The sequence below is a fragment of the Rossellomorea marisflavi genome (assembly GCF_022170785.1).
In the GTDB taxonomy this organism is placed as follows: Bacteria; Bacillota; Bacilli; order Bacillales; family Bacillaceae_B; genus Rossellomorea; species Rossellomorea marisflavi_B.
This window is the reverse complement of record NZ_CP081870.1, coordinates 1,481,501-1,499,613: the sequence shown is the minus strand read 5'-3', so window position 1 is coordinate 1,499,613 and position 18,113 is coordinate 1,481,501. Positions and strand designations below refer to the sequence as shown.

Here is an 18,113-nt window from a genome sequence, read left to right as displayed (position 1 = left end):
ATTGCCTGCTTATGACAATCTTTTTTCAGACAGCAAAAAGCCCGGTCGAAGGACCGGACTTCATGTTCATTCATGGAATGTCGGTTTATAGAAGGAGCGGTTGTCAAGGGCAAAGACCCTCTCCGTATACTCCCCAGGTTTCGTCCTCGATAGGACCCTGTCGAGCATGTTCATCTTCGCATCCACGTTATCGATATAGTGAAGGATCTCTGCTTCGCGAATCAATGGGGGTTTCGGGCTGCCCCATTCTGCCTTGCCATGGTGGCTAAGGACCAAATGCTGAAGGATCATGACCTCTTCTCCTTCTATGCCAAGCTCATCGGCCGCTTTCCCGATTTCATTCACCATGATGGAGATGTGCCCGATCAAGTTCCCCTCGATTGTGTAGGTGGTCGAAGTCGGGCCGGACAGTTCAATCACCTTGCCAAGATCATGAAGGATCACACCTGCATACAACAGGTCGGAATCCAGCGTCGGGTATAGTCCTGCGATGGCTTTTGAAAGATCAAGCATGGAAACGACATGATAGGCTAGGCCAGATACGAATTCATGGTGATTCTTCGTTGCTGCAGGATATTCAAGGAAGTCCTTCTGATATTTTTTGATCAGATGACGGGTGATCCGCTGAATATTCGGATTGCGCATTTCAAAGATATATTGGGTGATCTTACTGCTCATTTCATCTATACTTACCGGAGCAGTCTCCAGGAAATCAGCAATGGAAAAACCATCCCCCGGCGACACGGGACGAATCTGTTTGATTTTCAGTTGGTTCTTCCCCCGATAGTTGTGGATATCCCCGACTACCTTGACAATCGTCTCCGGCTGGTAAGCTTTTTCATCCTGATCTGAGGCATCCCACAGCTTCGCTTCGATATCCCCGCTCTTATCCTGCAGGATGATAGTCAGGAATGGCTTGCCTGTATTGGTTGTGCCTTTTGTCATCTGTTTGATCAATAAATGCAAATCGATGGTCTCACCGACTGCATAGGTCGTAATTCCGGACATGGTTGTTCCCCCGTTCTCTTTCAGTTTACTGTTTCAAGTATATCACAGAGGCACCCGACTTGACTCGTCGAGACCCGTCTCAATTGTCTGCTCATCCAAATTTATCACTCCTGGTGCCTGGAAGGTGTCCACTACAGCCTGATGACAGGTGAAATACAGGATTTGATGATTCTCCGACAGCTTATCCAGCGCTTCAATGAATGCCCTGGTTCTGCCTTCATCAAAGTTCACCGCCGCATCATCGATGATGACGGGAAGATCATAGATTTCTTTCAGGGAAGAGCTCAGGGCGAAACGGATGGCGATATACAGTTGCTCCTTCGTTCCCTGACTGAGTTCCACAGCCTGAAACACCTGACCGTCTTCCCTGGCAACCGTGATCATTTCGTCATCGGTTACGTTGATCTTACGATATCGGCCATTCGTGAGCTTAAGGAAGTATTGTTCTGCCTCCCCGATCAGCCTCGGCATCTTTGTCTGCTGATAGTGCTCCATCGTATTTTCCAAAGCCTTCCTCGCCAGGGTGACAGTCGACCATCGCTGGATCTTCTCGTGGATTTCGGCTTTCTTCCCTTCGAACTGTTGCAATAGGACAGAATGTTCGGTTCCTTCCTCTAGAACTTGAAGTTCATATGCAAGTGTCGCTGCCTCCTCCTGCAGGGTGGAGATACTGCGGGAGCATTCGTCGATCTCAGTGGAAGCAAGAATGATTTCCTTTTCAACAAGATCTTTAGATTGAAATTCAGTAAAAGCAGACAGGATATCAGGCTGGAATCGTTTTTCCATAAATCTATAGGCATGCAACAGCTCCCGTTTCTCTTCGGCAAGCTGACCTGTCTTCCTATAGGCTTCCTCCGAAGTGGTTCCTGCAAAGGAGAAAAGACCCTCCACCTCGTCTTCCAGCTTGGTTCGTTCGATTTCAAGGCTTTGCATATCCATCCGGATCTGGTTGAGCTCTTCCTTGGCGTGATTCCTCTTCAGATCTTCTTTGTCCATCTCCTTCAGAAGCTCCTTCATCTTACTGTGGATCTCCTCCAGTGGTACAGCTTCGATTCCATGGCGATTGAACCACTCCCGACACTCCCCTGTATAGGCTTGGATCTTGGTTTCAGCTCCGCGGATTTCGTCATGGAGGATGAGCAACCTGTCATGAAGGGTCACGAGTTCCTTCAGCCTTATATAGGCTTCCCTCAGCCATTTCCACTGGAAATCAACAGGTAGTCCAAGCTCTGAAACGATAGAGGCAATCCTGTCATCTACATCCTGCAGCCTGTTCACAAGTCGGCTCTCCTCTTCCACGATACCTGCGAGCATACCTTCCGTCTCTTCAAGCTTCAGAATGAGCTGCTTCCATTGACTGCGGTACTCAAGCTGTTCATCATAGAGGCGCTGGGAGTCGGACGATACCTCTCCTTCGGGTCGTTCCATGGATTGGATCCTTTTCTCACGTTCAATCAAGCGCGATCGCGACTGCCTAAAGGATAATATGCTCATGACGCCCGGCAGCAGGGCAAGGCCCATGATCCATGTTCCCGTCCAGATCCCCCATAGCGTCAGGATCAGTCCGATCAAAAGAAGGGATAACGTGATCTTCTTCTGTCCGCCCAATGTCTTACGGTCGCTCGCAAGCATCCTCTCCTCTTCTTCCAATCGTTCCCTGAACCAGTTTCTCTGGGCCTCGGACATCCCTTTTTTGATTTTCCGCTGGAGATCCTGAAAGGCCTCCTCCCCGATCAATCGATTCTCCGCAGCGTCACAATCCCGCTCGGTTCGATCTCTGGTTGCTTGTGCTTCCGCCCTTTTCTTCCGATTATGCTCCCGTTCATGAAGGATTTCCGTCTTTTCTTCAATTGCGTCGTTGATTCTCTCATTCATCGAGAAGCTGATGTTGACGGAAGCAGCCTCATGTCCTTCCAAACTCAGTTGGAGCTCCCTTCTGATTCCTCGGATGCCACTTTCAATCGCTTCGACTTCCCTCCGATGATCCTCAAGATCATGGATCCATTTTTGAAAGTTCCCCTGAGATGCCAGCTTTTCTTCCAGGAAGCTCCGTTCTTCCTCTTCAATCTCTGCGTCCCGTTCCACCCTTTCCAAAAAGGTATCCTTTTTGAGCTGCAGGGTTTCAAGCTGGGCTTCCACCTTCCGGACCTCCCGCCTGCACTCATCGAGGCGGTGCAGACCCTTTTCAGGAAACGGGAAGTCACCAATTTGTCCGATCCTATCCAATGTATACACTCTTTCACTGAGAGCATCCCAGTTTTCCCGGATCTGCAAAAGGGTATGTTTTCTTTCCTGCAGGATCTTCAGCTCATGTTCAAGAAATTCCAGTCTTTTACCGATTTGCTCTTTTTCTACATGAAGGGGAGCATAGCGGTCATTGCGACCTTTCGCTTCTTTCAGTTTCTTTTCAAGTGACGTGAGCTCAGAGAGTAGGAGATTGATCACAGGTTTGCGCCCGGAGCGTTTGAAGAGCTGTTCCTGTTCTTTTTGCCACGCCTGCTCCATCTGCATGAGGGCATCCGTTCCGGTGGATCCTGCTGAGAATAAGAAGCGGTTAAGGTCTTCCTTTTTCAATCGGTGGATTCCCTGAAGACCCTCAAGGTCAAAGGAAAAAATGTTCCCGTAGGTTTTCCGGTCGATGGTACCGAGTAGCCGGTGAAGCCCTTCCTCCCCTTCTACCCTCCCATCTTCATATTGAAGAGTCACAGTCCCCGTGGCTGGTCCCCCCCTCTTCCTTTCAATCCGGATCTCCTCTCCGGAAGGAGTGCACACCCTGAGAACTCCTCCATAGTCTGATGATGTTTTCGGTTCGTAGCGTGGGAGTGAATGCTGCTTGGTAGGAAAGCCGAAGAGGACGCTGTGGATGAAAGACATGATCGTCGATTTCCCTGCCTCGTTTTGTCCAAAGATCACCTGTAATTCTTCCATGGTATAGTGCTGATTGATCAGTTTTCCATAGGCATAGATATGGATTCCCTTAATCTTCATGCAATCACCTTCCTTCCTTGCCCGGGGTGCCGAGGAGCTTTCTGACATCGTGAAAGACCTCCTGATCCACCTGAAGACCATGCTTATAGATCAACGGATGATCCATCAGCTCTGACAGGGACGATGTCCAGTCGCCCTGCTCCAGCTCATCAAGCATCTCAAACATGATTTGGCTGAATGGGTCGCGCTCATCAAGAACCCATTTCTCTTCTGCAAAGGACACACGATGCACCCATTTGATCCCTTGTTCATCCTCCATTGCCGATTGAATCGTATCCAGTAACTCACCGTTCTGGATCCTCCTCCATTCCTCTTCCCCCAAGCTGCCCTTTCCCTCCAGACGGAGTTCGATCATATCTTCACCGCACGAATCCACGGCCTCCCTGATCCGATTGTACAGCTCACCAAAACGGGTGACCCCATCGAGTGATACAGATTTTTGTATCCATTCTACTTCCTGTACGGGTATGAAGGTCAGTTCGGTACGGTCCCCTTCCATCTCGACTTCGTAACAGCCTTTAGGGCCGGTTTCTTTCCGGTGCCTTCCTTGTATATTCCCCGGATACACAATGTAAGGATCCTCATGGAGGATCTGCCGCTTGTGGATATGACCCAGTGCCCAGTAATCATATCCCTTATCTAGCAGTTCCTTGATGGTGAAGGGGGCATAGGGTTCATGGTCCGCCTCGATGCTCCCTTCACTTCCATGAAGAAGAGCGATCCTGTAGCCGCCGCCTTCGGCCTTTGGATATTCTGTAATCATCCTCTCGTGAATATGACGGCTTCCATAGCTGAATCCCGCGATTGAGACATCTGCCCCATCCTTCGTCCTTATCTGTTTCCACTCAGGTCGTTCAGAGAAGATATGTACATGGGGAGGCATGTCCAGTTGAACCCTGAATCCCCCAAGGTGATCATGGTTTCCATGGATGATGAAAACGGGGATCTCCTTCTCCTTTAAACGATCGAACTGTTGCACGAGCCTCGCCTGCGCCCGGATACTACGATCCTCTTCATCAAAGAGATCCCCGCTGATGAGCACAAAGTCGACCTCCCTTTTAAGTGCCTCGTCAATCAGTCTTTCAAAAGAAGCAAAGGTGCTTCCCTGTATGTGTTTGAACCGCGCTGCGGGCAAGTTCTTCAACCCTTTGAACGGACTGTCCAAATGCAGATCTGCAGCGTGCAGAAACCGGATTTTCTTCATGGTTCCCCTCCAAAATTACGAATATATGTTCTAATACTACCCATTATACCCCAACGGACGCTATCATTTCATCTGTGAATTATTTATTGGTATAGGAATATTCCACTTTTCATTATTAGAAAAATATGAAAAAATAAAAAGTGATCATGTTGCAAAGGGGTAGAGCGATGAAAACGTATAAACTTACAGTATTCGAGAAGAATGGGGCAAAACTTCTGGATGAGAGTGTCCAGGCTGCAACGGATGAGGAAGCGAAGAAGGTTGGGGAAAGTATGTTGGCAGAGAAGGGGTATCTTGATCACACCCATCGTTTCACTTCCCCACTGGGAAAGCTTCTATTATTCCACGTATAACAAAAGAGGGCGCCATTCGGCACCCTCTTTTCCGTTATTCCCCTTTGAATGACGGCCTTCTCTTTTCAATGAATGCCTTGATTCCTTCTTGGTGATCTGATGTTTGTCTCATGAGCCATTGACCATCTTTTTCTTTGAGCAATGCTTCCTGAAGCCTCTCTTTATTCAACTCGGTATAAATTTCCTTTGTTTTCAAGAGTGCCTTCACTGGGGATTGAAGACACTGTTCGATATATCGTTCCAGTCCTTCTGCCAGTTTCCCCGATGGAAGTGCTTCGTCTACCAGTCCTTTCATGAGGGCCTCTTGCCCGAGCATCACTTTTCCATTCCAGATCATCCTTTTCGCCTTATGGGTGCCGAGCCTCTCTTGAAGGAGGAAGTGGCTGCCACCATCGGGGATGAGTCCAATCCCGATGAAATTCATGGCAAGCTTGCTGTCTTCCTCGCAAAGGATATAATCGGCCGTCAACGCCAAGCTGAACCCGAGACCCGCGGCTGCACCGTGGATACCCGCCACGACGATCTTCGGAAGGGTGTAGAGAGTCATTGCAAGCTCATTGATCACATCCATCACTTCGGAAAAATCGCCTTCATTCCCAAGGGAGAGCATGGATTTGATGTCTCCTCCCGATGAAAAACCTTTTCCTTCCCCGGTCAGTACGACAATCGCCAAATCTGGGTCCCTCCTGATTTCCTTCAGTGCAGACAATAGCCCGCTCATCAAATCGAGGTCGAGGGCATTCAACGACTCCGGCCGGTTCAAGACGACTCTCGCCACTTTTCCTTCTATTTGAACCTTCACTAATTCACCTTGTTTTTGTACGCTCATGATTACTCCTCCTGGCTTATTTTATTATGAATTTCATCTCTCAGGGCCATCTTCAGGAATTTCCCCACCGATGTCTTCGGAATTTCCTTCATGAAGATCACTTTGTCTGGCAACCACCACTTCGCGAACTGTGGACGCAGGAAGTCGATGATTTCTTCCTCTGTGACCGTCCGCTTCTCGGTATCTTTCAAGACGACACATGCGACAGGACGTTCCTGCCACTCCTCATGAGGTACTGCAACAACTGCAGCTTCAAAGACATCTTCATGAGACATCAGGGCATTTTCCAGGTCAACAGATGAAATCCATTCTCCTCCTGATTTGATCAGATCCTTCGTCCGATCCACGATCTTGATATACCCTTCTTCATCGATCGTCACCACATCTCCAGTGTGGAGCCAGCCATCCCTGAAAGCATCCTCTGTCCGATCATCCTCGTAATACTCGGATGCAATCCATGGCCCCCTGAGGGCAAGTTCTCCCATCTCCCGGCCGTTCCACTCCACTTCCCCGTCTTTCCCGAGAATCTTCATCTCCAGTCCCGGGACAAGGATTCCTTGTTTGGCTTTGACATCATACCGCTCTTCATTCGATAACTCGTCATGCTGACTCTTCATCGATGCCACGACGGCGAGGGGGCTGGTCTCAGTCATCCCGTAGGCATGCATGAATGGAATTCCGTGTTTTTCTTCAAAGGTCTTGATCATTCCCCTCGGCGCTGCGGAGCCGCCGCAAAGGAGGTAGCGGACGGAAGATAGATCATATCGGTTCTCTTCGAGTTCTCTCAAGAGTCCCAGCCATATGGTGGGTACACCGGCAGCAACGGTAACCTTTTCTTTTTCCATCAGTTGGGCGAGGAGCCCAGGGGTGAAGTAGGGGCCCGGCAACACTTGCGTTGTTCCGAACCATACGGCTGCGAACGGGAGACCCCATGCATTCACATGGAACATCGGTACGACAGGCAGAGCCACATCCCTCTCCATGATCCCGGTTGTATCGGCAAGTCCGAGGGCCATGGCATGGAGGACAATGCCCCGGTGCGAGTATACGACCCCTTTCGGATTCCCTGTTGTCGCAGAAGTATAGCACATACCGGCAGGCGCGTTTTCGTCGAGATCATGCCTGAAAGAGAATGTCGGATCACCTTTCTCGAGTAGCTCTTCATAATGATGCAGATCTTCAATGGTCGAATCAGGCATTTCGCCGTCCGTCATGACAATGATGGACTCGACATGAGGGATCTGATCCCTGATTTTTTCCACCAGTGGTAGAAGATCGGAATCCACAAGAAGAACAGTGTCTTTTGCATGATTGATGATATACACGATATGCTGAGGGGACAGCCTGATGTTGATGGTGTGAAGCACTGCGCCCATGCACGGGATTGCAAAATACCCTTCAAGGTGACGGTGATGATTCCACGCAAGGGTCCCCACCTTATCTCCTTCCTTGACCCCTAGGTTCTTCAGGACGCTGCCGAGTCTCCTCGTCCTTTTTCCCCATTCTTTATAGGTGAAGCGGTGAATGCCCGATTCGGTCCTTGAAACGATGTGCTTTTTGGGATAAAACTTTTCTGCTCGTTCCATCATCGCTGTTAGAAGTAAAGGCGTCTGCATCATAAACGTATCTCCCCTTTGTCTTTATATGGACTGGTACAGATGAAGCGCATGCGGGATCGTCACGACGAAGTAATCGCTTACAAAACCATCCTTCTTACTTATTCGATTTCCTTGATCCGAATCCTCTTTCTCCCCCATGATTTCGACAATTCTCTAAAAACCAAAGGGGGTGGAACAAAGCAAAAAAGGGATCCTTTCATGACAGACACGTCCCCGCAGCTTCTTTATACTGCACATGAACCGCTGGATACATCGGAGTATACAGTTCGTAAAACAAATAAAAAAAACCGAATTCATATACCTTATCGCAGGCAAATGAATTCGGGTTTACTCTGACTGAAATATGTTTGTCTCAGTCTCTCAAGAAAACAATCCATCGAGGATGTCGATTTTTTTGTCTGTGTACTCTTTGAATGTCAGATTATACGCATTCGGTTCCTTCGGATTGGCAAAGTGGGTGATCTTCCCCGTTTCAGGGTCGATGAATTTACTTGCCGCCCCGCAGCCGATCCCGATGATGGTCTGCACTTCTTCCATGATCATGATGTTATAGATACTATCCTGACCCGGCAGGGCATAACCGACGTTCTCAAGATTTCCAAGGATGTTCTTCTGACGGTACAGGTAATAGGGCTCGTATCCATGAGCAGAAGTCCACTCCTCGGCGAGATTCATCATCCGTCCGATCTCGTGACGATCGGCCACCTTATATTTATCCTTATTCTTCGTCATCTCTGATGCACGTTTGAACGAAAGGGTGTGGACGGTCAACGATTCAGGCATCAGCTTCTCGGTTTCATCAAGGGAATGCTGCAGTTCAGGAAGCTCTTCGCCCGGCAGCCCGATGATGAGGTCCATGTTGATGTTATTCATGCCCATTTCCCTGGCCAGATGGAACTTATCAATCGTCTCTTCCACCGTGTGATGCCTTCCGATCGCCTTCAGCGTTTCCTGAGTGTAGGATTGTGGGTTGATGGAGATCCGGTCGATATTCCATTTGTTCAATACCTTTAGTTTATCAGGCGTGATGGTATCGGGTCTTCCGGCTTCCACCGTCACTTCCCGCACCTTGTCCACATCCGGGAAGGAGTCGTACATTTCTTCATACAAGGCATCCATCTCTTCCGCTGTGATGGAAGTCGGCGTACCGCCTCCGAAGTAAATCGTCGTGATCTTCACGCCTTTTTCCTTCATCCACCGCCCCATTTCCCGGATTTCATAATGAAGTCCAGCGAGGAACGAATCCACCCTGCCCTGCTTGCCCTGGATAGCGTAGGCCGGGAAGGTACAGTAAGCGCATTTGGTCGGGCAAAAGGGGATCCCGATATAGATGCTCACCTCATCCCTCACGTCATACAGGTCGGGAACGACGGACAGCTGGCGATCCACGATGTTTTGCATAAGATCGATCTTTTCATCGGTGATCAAATACTCTTCCTTCAGCTTATGATGGATCTCTTCTGCCTGAAGCCCGAGCATATTTTGTTTGTGGATCAATTTCGTCGGTCTTATTCCCGTCAGGATCCCCCATTTCTGTTGGATGCCTGTCATCTCCTGCAGGACGTTCAGGTACACATGGGAAACGGCGGTCTTCAGCTGTCTGAATCGCTCCTTCTCCGTGTCATACGGTAACCAGTCTTTTTCATAAACCGCTTTCGGAGACTGGTCTGATTTGATTTCCGCACTGGCCTGTATTGTCTCAGCGTCTGATACATGTATATGGATCTCCAAATCGGGGTGATCGCACTTTCCAAAATGGATTTTGGTTTCTTCAAAAAATAAATTGGCAATCAATCGAAGAGGTCGTTCAAATCGTTCGTCTTCGATGCCTTTAATTAACACATTCACGTTGTAATCACCTTTCACAATTGGATAAGCATTTATAAGTGTACAAGAACGGGATGGGAATGGTCAATGTCGTTGATGGTATGAAAAAGACCGATCCCTATTGGAACCGGCCTTGGCAATCAAGATTTTATGATATTCATCTTCTTAAGGAAAGGAATCGGATGCTGCTTCCTGAACACCTCACTGATGAAGTACGGGATCCCCTTTTCATGCTGGCTCCTCGTCACCCAGTCCGCTGCCTTCCTCACTTCTGCAGAAGCCCCTCCCATGGCGACACCGAGACCGCAGCACCTCATGGCGTCCATATCATCCACTCCCGCCCCGACCATGACGACCTGCTCCTTCTTCAACGCATAGCGTTCGGTTAGATACATGAGACCGCGAAGTTTTGATACGCCTTTCGGAACGATATCCAGACTATTTTCCGAAGTCGGGATGGCATCTACTTCATCGTACATGGCTGTGAGTGCGGCGATGATATCCCACACATCTTCCTTCCTCTCAAGGACCACGGAGATTTTCGGAACGGTCATCGGATTTGCTGCAAGGTGCTCACTGATGGAGTCGACATATTGCTTGCTGTAAAGAAGACGTGATTCCCGCTGCCACGATAAGCGGGCAAGCTCCTTGGACGGCGAATTGGTTTTCCCGATGATCGACTGCCTTTCATGGGCCATCTGGATCTGACAAGGGAATCCTTCAAGGAAGTGGGCGATTTCATAGGTGATGGTCTCGGATATCTTTTTGACATAGAGTGGTTTTTCGAGTTCAGCGGCGATATAGGCACCCCCATGAGTGATGATGGGACCTGTGAGATTCAGAGATTTAGCCACTTTCTTTGCCGAGTTGAAGCTCCTGCTCGTCACAAGGGTGACAGGAACCCCTTTATGTTGAACGTATTCAATTGCCTCCTTCGTTTCCTTTGCAATCTTTCCGCTTTGATTCACGATCGTACCGTCGATATTGAGAGCAAGCATTCTATAGATCATCATGATGTCCTCCTAAGTGTTGTCTACTGCTTTCTTTACATTTATGAAGAGGAATAGACAATTATGACAAGGAGGTCAAGGAGGCCTGAAATTTGCATCCACTCACAGAAAAATCCCGCCGGATCTGCCGGCGGGATTTCATGTATTATTGCTGTACGGAACCGTATAGTTCTTCCAGTGGTTTCATGATGACTTTATTCAAATCGGTGATCACCATGCTCATGCGTTGTTCTGCTTCCATGAGTTTTGAGATTTTGTCGTGCTGCTGGACGAGCTGGGCCGCTTTTTGAGCCTGCTCTACTTCTTCTTGAGTGATTTCTTCACCGCTCATTTGTTTTTGTTGAAGCTGCATCTGGATGTTGCGGAAGTTCTCGAACATCTTGCTGGCAGATTCGTCACTGTTCACTTCATCATACATGTTTTTCAGCTGTTGGAATTCGTCACTTTGACGGAGTGCGCGCTCCAATTCATTTGCTTGATCGTATAAGTTGATAGCCAAGGTTTAGCCTCCTAAAATATCTGTCTGACTTTCTTCATCCCCACTATAACAAACTATGTGTCCGAATACTAGGAATGACCCTTTTTCCATCATCCAATCAACAGAGCAAAGATTCCTTGGATGATTCCAATGACCCCACCCAACAGGGCACCAAGGTACGTGATCATTTTGAACTCACGCTTGGATATGCCAAGGACCAGTTCCTCAAGCCTCCCTACCGAGAAGGACGACACCTGTTCCTGAACGATTTCTTGAAGATTCATCTTCTCCATCACCCCTGGGAGCTTGCGTCCGAGAAGATCGGTACCTTGGTCCACCCATGCAGGAAGGAGCTTGGTGAAAAATGTCTCTTCATGGCGGGATAGAACACTTCCAAGGGGGCGTGAAAAGAACTCATCCACCTTCAGAACCCGTTTTGCATAGCTTTGAACCGATGAGACCAGGGCCTCATCTGAGAAGCTTACGGTCAATTCACCAATGGTTTTTTCTTGGAGTTTCTCCCATTCACTTCTTATCAGATTCAAGAGGATTTCCTGGGTACCGGGATGTTTGATGAACTTGACGATCTCTGGCTGTACTTTATCGGCAACCGACGTATTCCCCAGGAACATCCCGATCATATTCCCGAGCCTCCCCCTCTCTTTCAGGAAGTCATCGATCATCACCTTTACCTTTGATTTTCCTTCGGGACTTGTAAAATAGTCCTCGGCCTTCCCTGCGATCATCGCCACAATCGCAGGAATCTTCTCTTCTGCTTTCTCCTTCCATTCAAGAGGCATGGCCTCCCCTAAGGAACGGTCCGCATAGCTTAGCCTTGTTTCGATCACTTTCGTTTCAATCCACTTATCAAGGTAATCATGGATCATCATGGTATTTACAGGAATATTGAACTCTTCGATCCATTCACCAATCGGTTTCTCTGATTGGAAGATCGGGGTGAGTTCAGCTTTCAAATACTTGACCGCTTCTCCCTTAAAAGCCGGATTGAGAATCTTTTTTTGAAGGCTATCCGGAGTGAGAAGGTGGTCCACTACGGTTTTCCCCATTGATACGGCCAGTTCGTCCCTTCTCCTCGGAATGAGACCTGGAGTAAAAGGAATACGGAATTTCCCGATATAATAAGCCCGATACGGTCTGAAGAGCATCTTGATGGCCAGATGGTTCGTGACTCCACCGATCAGGGCACCCACTGCCACCATGAAAAGAATGAGGATGAACGCATTCATTTCATATATGCACCTGCCTTTTCCTGTTCATTTGAACCTTTTGTGACTGCCTACATAGTATGCTATATCAGCAATAGCCCAATAAGTCATTATAGGGGCATTTTGACGTGTTATGCAAACGAGGAATGGGTGATATGGATGAAATGCCGCATTATTTGCGAAAAAAGGACGGAACCTCATATATACATCCCTCACACTCTTTTGGAGGACTGGATGCTCGAAGATGGGATCACGCTTACAGTTGGTACGACTTCCACCTTGGTGGAATGCTTTCCTTCCCCGACGGATGACCTGATTCTGACCTCTTTCTTGCCCTGGTCGCATGCCTTACATGACCGGGTCTTTCATATACACGTCGATCGGCTCCGTGCCGGGATCGGGATTGGACCGATCACAGCAATCCTCATCAACAAAACGGCAGAATCACTCAGTGACTATGCCCATGAATGCCAACGCTTCTTCCGTCAAAATGGAGGCTTGCTTTATTTGCTTCCTGTTTCATCTTTTCTCCAAAAGGACGGGACCGGGCTACTCTATTCAGAAGGTGATTGGGAGGGTTGTTCCGTTCCTTCCCCAAGCGTCTTATATAATCGCATTCCTTCCAGGCGACTTGAGACCACAGGCCCATTCAAGCACGCTGTCACCTGTTTGGAACAAGCGGGGGCCGCTATTTTCAATACACGGTTTCTCTCTAAGTCAGAAGTGGATCAAGCACTGAATCATCATCCGCTCCTCCAGGATCATATCCCTCCTTCTGCCACTGGTGTTGATGAGTTGGAAGGGATGCTCTCAACATATGGAGATGTGTTCATCAAGAACATCCATGGCAGCAAGGGAAGGAACATCATCAGGGTGACCTCAGGGGACGGATGGGAAGTAAGACAGAATTCATTTCCGGGAGACAGCCACCAGACGTTCAAGGACTACCGCTCACTGGAGAAAAAAGTTCGTGCGTGGTGCAGGAATTCCACCTATCTCATCCAGGAGACGATCCCTTTCTGTCTGTACAAAGGTCGGCCCTTGGACTTCCGTATCCTATGCCACCGCATCGGTCAGGAGTGGACGGTCCTCTCATCGGTTGCGAGGGTTGCCGGAGACGGCGAATTCGTATCGAATGTCGATCGTGGGGGACAAACGGCGAAACCACGTACCATCCTGAACGACATCCTGCCTCTTTCTAAAGGCATTTACGAGAATATGAAGGCTATCAGCCTGAGTACAGCTGTGTATCTTTCCGAGGTGCTCGACGGCCATTTTTCCGAGTTTGGCATCGACCTCGGCATCGATGCTGATGGTAAACCATGGATCATCGAAGTAAACTCCAAACCAAGTAAACTCTCCAGCCAGCATTCTGAAGCGGTAAGACCCTCGGTTCGTGGATTGTATCAACATAGTCTTTCCATATGGAAAGAAGAGGAGGAAGAAAAATGAATCATCTTGGCATCCTGACGTTGAACCCCGACCCTGCCAATCCGCTTTATTCAGGGATAGGCAAGGAATCCTTGTCTTATCCGATTTGCCTGCACTTGTTTTCTCCGGAGGACCTCTCTCCTTTCACGGAAGGAATTGAGGGCTATACGTACTGCCGGGAATCCGGGGTATGGAAGGAAGATGCCTTTCGGATCCCGGAATACTTATATGACCGCACCTATTATCAAGCAGGAAAGCAACAGCAGGCAAAGGCGGTGGTCCAATGGTTGAAGCAACAGCCCCACGTTACATTCCTTGGCTACGGTTTGCCGAACAAATGGATCCTCTATGAGGAGCTTCGGAAGGGTCCTCTTGCACCCTATCTCCCCGGCACACGTCTTCTAAAGGAGGTCGAGGACCTTACCGCCTTCCTGAATCGCGAAGAAGAAGCCATCATCAAGCCTGTGGACGGAGCCCATGGATTCGGCATCTATCACCTTCGTACTAACGGTCCTTCAATTATCGTCAGAACGACGAAAAAGGATGGAATCCTTTCCCATACATTTCACAACCGGGATGAATTCAAGCGATTCACCCTCCGTTTAATGAAGAAACATACCTTTCTGATCCAAAGACGCCTGGAGAATCAAGTTCAAGATCGACCTTATGATCTACGGATCCACATGGCGAAAGATCCAAGTGGAAACTGGCAGGAATATCATCGCGCCTTCCGATACGGACATCCTGAAGGCATTTTGACCAACGTATCCTCCGGCGCCGAGTATGTTCCCTATGATGAGTGGAAAGCAGCGCATCCCGGCCCACCTTGGGCAGTCATGGAAGAAGAACTGAAAGAAATCCTGTCCATTCTGCCCCTGGAATTGGAAGAACGATTTTCACCGTTGCTGGAACTGGGAATCGATATCACGATTGGTGCTGATCATTCCATTTGGCTGCTCGATATCAACTCAAAACCTGGACATAAACTCATGCAGACCGGCGGGCTCGATTCTTCTGAGCTATCCCGCATCCCCTTAGACCACTGCATGAATCTATCATCACAGTCTGCACCCACGAGGAGTGATCACTGATGTTGAAACCTTTTAAAGTTGAAGTTTTTCAAGAAGAGCGTCTCCTCCTCTACCTTCCTGTTTCTTTCAATAGGGATTCAATACCGGGAAGCATCACTCTCGGGACAAGGAAGGTCGAAGCAGAATGCAGGACACACCCCAATGGACGAAATGTCATCGGCATCAGCTCCCCCCTTGCCGATGCCCTGCATCTCCCTCGCGGAGTGGGGAGCCTCCACCTTCATCAGGTGGAGGAGGAGCTTTACCTTGGCGCATTGATCGGCATATTCACGGCCGGATTCACGCAGTTCAAGATGAACCCCGTCGGGGAACGCTCGCGCATGTTCCAGCGGTTGCTTGCTGTACAGGGTACGCTCGGAGTCATACCGTTTGTGTTCGGGGAACATGACATCCAGTGGGAGGACGGACTCATCCATGCCCTTTTTCACTTTGGCGATCAATGGGAGCGGCACTTCATCCCGTTCCCAACCGTCATCTACGACCGCCTCCCCAACCGCAGGAGCGAAAAAAAACGTTCCTTCCTTTCACTAAAGGAGCGACTTCAAGGAGAATACGGAATTCCGTGGTATAATCCCGGCTTTTTCAACAAACTTGATCTTTTCGAGAGATTGGCAGGGGTTGAAGAAGCCGCAGCCTTCCTCCCGGAAACCCATCAGTTCCAATCCATCAGTGATCTTGAGCGGATGCTTGCAACATACCGGCATGTGTACGTGAAGCCTGCAAATGGAAGTCTCGGGAACGGAATTCATAAAATCACGTATGACCGGGGGAAGGATGGATATTTTTGCAGATTCAAGGACGGCGACCAGCAGGTTCGCCTACTCCGGTTTAAGAACCTTGAATCCCTTGTTCAATCGGTCATGAAGGGTCGGAAACTCGATTCCTTCATCATCCAACAGGGAATCAATCTGATTGAAGATGACCATCGCCCGCTGGACTTCAGGGTCCATACGAATAAAGATGATGAAGGACGGTGGCACGTATCGGCCATCGCAGCCAAAGTCGCAGGTTCCGGAAGTGTGACCACCCACGCAAAATCCGGAGGGGAAGTGAAGGTACTGAGCGAGCTCTTTGCGGAAGATGAAAGGCATGTGATAGAAACCCGGCTCAAGGATGCAGCCATTCGACTGTCGCATTCCATCGAAGCAAATATGGAGGGCTATGTGGGAGAAATCGGATTCGACCTCGGAGTCGACGAGAGTGGACGGATCTGGATGTTCGAAGCCAATTCAAAACCCGGCCGCTCGATCTTCACCCATCCCTCCCTGAAAGCCGAAGATGTCCTCACAAGAAAGCTTGCCCTCTCCTTTGGTGTATTCCTCTCTCGCAAAACCATCGAGGAATTGGTGCCATGAGAATCCTATATGATCGAAGGAGAAGAATCTTCTGCCATGACGAAAGGAGTATATCCACCTATGCGTTCGGTCTGGATTCCTTTCTTTTGCAATCAAAAAAATCCGAAGACTCCTACGCCTTTCCCATAGGCTCTCCCAATGACGGGGTGATCCCCCTCATAGGCATCCTGGCTGATAAGGACAGGGCGAATCGCTACCGCGGAAATTTTGAACTCTTTAAAACCCTTCAGGAAATCATCCAGGCTGCTGGGGCCATGTGTTTTGTTTTTTCACCCGGAGATATCGAGTGCAACACGGTTTCCGGCATTGCCTTTAGTGATGCGCTGGACAGATGGGTGACCTGCCACTTTCCCCTTCCAAACGTCATTTATAACCGAATTCCCACTCCGGCGGGCGAACAAAATGAAGCGTTTCTGAATGTAACCTCGTGGAGTAAAGATCATAAGATTCCTTTCTTCAATCCCCACTTTTTCAACAAATGGGAGATTTATCAGATCCTCCGGGAAAGGGAAGAACTACGTCCCCATCTTCCCGCTACCGAACAAATCCAGGATTCCGTCCATCTGAAGGAATTTTTGACAGAACATAAACAGATCTATATCAAACATTCCCTTTCATCCAAAGGTAAAGGCATCCGCAAGGTCGAGGTCCATGAAGATGGGAAGGTGATTTGCCGCAGTATCAAAAAAATCGAGCACTTCTCCTCTGCTGAGCGATTGGCGCATGCGTACCCCGAATGGTTCGAAGAAAAAGACTGGATCGTCCAGGAGGCCATTCAGTGTCGGTCACTGAACGGACACCGATATGACTACAGAGTGCTTGTCCTCTCCTCGGAGGATGGATTCAGTGTGACGGGAATCGGGGTGCGGATGTCGCACCGACAGGAAGTGACCACCCACGTCCCCTCAGGGGGAACGATCATTTCCCTTGACGATGTTGCCAAAGAGGACACAAAGCTGGTGCTCGATTCCATCATGAAGATCTGCGGGGAAACGCTCACCGAATCACTCGGGTTCATTGGGGAGTTTTCCGCTGATATCGCTCCAAGGAAAGAGGAAGGCTTCGTTTTATTTGAAATCAACTCCAAGCCGATGATATTCGATGAACTAGATATTGAAACCTCCCGACGCAAGAAGCTTGTGGATACATTTTTCTCCCTTGCCTCCTCCCGTCCTCAGCGCAAGGACTGATAAATCGTTTGGAAACGGGTCGAGTGTGCCGTCTCATCAGTCATGGCTATAAAGAGCGGTTTATAAGCCTGCTGATTCGGTATATCCATCAGAAGATCCCGATAGTATGAAGCACAGTCCAGCTCGTCCTTCAGTGCACGCAGAATCCCTTCTTTAAAGGTTGTGAACTCGACCTTTTCTTTTTTATGTTCATAATATTCTCCTGTAAGCAGATGATGCAGATACTGAAATAGATCATAATGCTTTTTCTCATCTTGTCGGGCTGAGCTGATGAACTCCACAAATAATGGATTATTCGTTCGACTCTGCAATTCTTTATAGAAATGATAGGCTGTCCATTCGTCGCTTATGGCTTTTTGTATATCCCGGATAAATTCATTCATGCCTCCGTACCTCCTTTGTCCATTCCATAAAGTGTATTAAGACTCAGGTGGATTTATGAGTCGGGTGAATAGGATGACGAGATCAATGGGACGGACAGGCTCTCCTTTCCATTTCACTCTT

At 48.8% G+C, this 18,113-nt stretch carries 15 protein-coding genes; 5 read left to right on the top strand and 10 right to left on the bottom strand.

The genetic code is table 11. The features are described 5' to 3' along the window. Positions 1-66 precede the first annotated feature (66 nt). Genes yhaM through K6T23_RS07985 form a run of 3 tightly spaced genes read right to left on the bottom strand, consistent with a single transcriptional unit; the run spans position 67 to position 5,200 of the window. Complete coding sequence (yhaM, locus tag K6T23_RS07995; protein WP_056538029.1) at positions 67-1,008, bottom strand: 3'-5' exoribonuclease YhaM; 942 nt, start codon at positions 1,006-1,008, stop codon at positions 67-69. 42 nt (positions 1,009-1,050) lie between these two features. Further along, positions 1,051-4,044: an ATP-binding protein gene (locus K6T23_RS07990; RefSeq protein WP_238284121.1), complete on the bottom strand. Its 2,994-nt coding sequence runs from the start codon at positions 4,042-4,044 to the stop codon at positions 1,051-1,053. Next, entirely contained in the window at positions 4,001-5,200 is a 1,200-nt protein-coding gene (locus K6T23_RS07985) for a metallophosphoesterase family protein (protein WP_238284120.1), read from the bottom strand. Before K6T23_RS07985 ends, K6T23_RS07990 begins: the two co-directional genes overlap by 44 nt. 167 nt (positions 5,201-5,367) lie before the next feature. Here K6T23_RS07985 and K6T23_RS07980 point away from each other — a divergent pair, with 167 nt between their 5' ends. Next, the gene (locus K6T23_RS07980; protein WP_238284119.1) at positions 5,368-5,553 is read left to right on the top strand and encodes a YhzD family protein; all 186 of its coding nucleotides are present in this window, start codon (positions 5,368-5,370) and stop codon (positions 5,551-5,553) included. A gap of 34 nt (positions 5,554-5,587) precedes the next feature. On the opposite strand, the gene K6T23_RS07975 is transcribed toward K6T23_RS07980, so the two are convergent. The 6 genes from K6T23_RS07975 to K6T23_RS07950 form a co-directional block, all read right to left on the bottom strand. Next, positions 5,588-6,382 (bottom strand): enoyl-CoA hydratase, encoded by a 795-nt coding sequence (locus tag K6T23_RS07975; RefSeq protein WP_159643234.1) that lies wholly within the window; start codon positions 6,380-6,382, stop codon positions 5,588-5,590. Between the two features lie 2 nt (positions 6,383-6,384). Then, the gene (locus tag K6T23_RS07970) at positions 6,385-8,001 is read right to left on the bottom strand and encodes a long-chain fatty acid--CoA ligase (protein ID WP_238284118.1); all 1,617 of its coding nucleotides are present in this window, start codon (positions 7,999-8,001) and stop codon (positions 6,385-6,387) included. A gap of 360 nt (positions 8,002-8,361) precedes the next feature. Beyond that, complete coding sequence (locus K6T23_RS07965; protein ID WP_238284117.1) at positions 8,362-9,849, bottom strand: coproporphyrinogen III oxidase; 1,488 nt, start codon at positions 9,847-9,849, stop codon at positions 8,362-8,364. Positions 9,850-9,968: 119 nt separating this feature from the next. Then, positions 9,969-10,841, bottom strand: a complete 873-nt coding sequence (locus K6T23_RS07960) for a Cof-type HAD-IIB family hydrolase (protein WP_238284116.1) — start codon at positions 10,839-10,841, stop codon at positions 9,969-9,971. A 142-nt stretch (positions 10,842-10,983) separates the two neighbouring features. Further along, positions 10,984-11,337 carry a YlbF/YmcA family competence regulator gene (locus K6T23_RS07955; RefSeq protein WP_053427625.1) on the bottom strand — a complete coding sequence of 118 codons (354 nt, stop codon included), beginning with the start codon at positions 11,335-11,337 and terminating at the stop codon, positions 10,984-10,986. An 89-nt stretch (positions 11,338-11,426) separates the two neighbouring features. Next, positions 11,427-12,563, bottom strand: coding sequence for a DUF445 domain-containing protein (locus tag K6T23_RS07950; RefSeq protein ID WP_238284115.1), 1,137 nt, complete (start codon positions 12,561-12,563; stop codon positions 11,427-11,429). 201 nt (positions 12,564-12,764) lie between these two features. Between K6T23_RS07950 and K6T23_RS07945 the strand changes: the two genes are divergently transcribed. Genes K6T23_RS07945 through K6T23_RS07930 form a run of 4 tightly spaced genes read left to right on the top strand, consistent with a single transcriptional unit; the run spans position 12,765 to position 17,609 of the window. After that, positions 12,765-13,994 carry a YheC/YheD family endospore coat-associated protein gene (locus K6T23_RS07945; protein ID WP_238284114.1) on the top strand — a complete coding sequence of 410 codons (1,230 nt, stop codon included), beginning with the start codon at positions 12,765-12,767 and terminating at the stop codon, positions 13,992-13,994. Beyond that, on the top strand, positions 13,991-15,064 hold the full coding sequence (locus K6T23_RS07940) for a YheC/YheD family protein (protein ID WP_187443102.1): 1,074 nt from the start codon (positions 13,991-13,993) through the stop codon (positions 15,062-15,064). The genes K6T23_RS07945 and K6T23_RS07940 overlap by 4 nt, the downstream gene beginning before the upstream one ends. Next, positions 15,064-16,419: a YheC/YheD family endospore coat-associated protein gene (locus tag K6T23_RS07935; protein WP_238284113.1), complete on the top strand. Its 1,356-nt coding sequence runs from the start codon at positions 15,064-15,066 to the stop codon at positions 16,417-16,419. Before K6T23_RS07940 ends, K6T23_RS07935 begins: the two co-directional genes overlap by 1 nt. After that, positions 16,416-17,609, top strand: a complete 1,194-nt coding sequence (locus K6T23_RS07930) for a YheC/YheD family endospore coat-associated protein (RefSeq protein WP_238284112.1) — start codon at positions 16,416-16,418, stop codon at positions 17,607-17,609. The genes K6T23_RS07935 and K6T23_RS07930 overlap by 4 nt, the downstream gene beginning before the upstream one ends. On the opposite strand, the gene K6T23_RS07925 is transcribed toward K6T23_RS07930, so the two are convergent. Next, a complete protein-coding gene (locus K6T23_RS07925; RefSeq protein ID WP_238284111.1) occupies positions 17,594-17,992 on the bottom strand; it encodes a ferritin-like domain-containing protein in 399 nt (132 codons plus the stop codon). The two genes, K6T23_RS07930 and K6T23_RS07925, sit on opposite strands and share 16 nt — an antisense overlap. Positions 17,993-18,113: the final 121 nt, after the last annotated feature.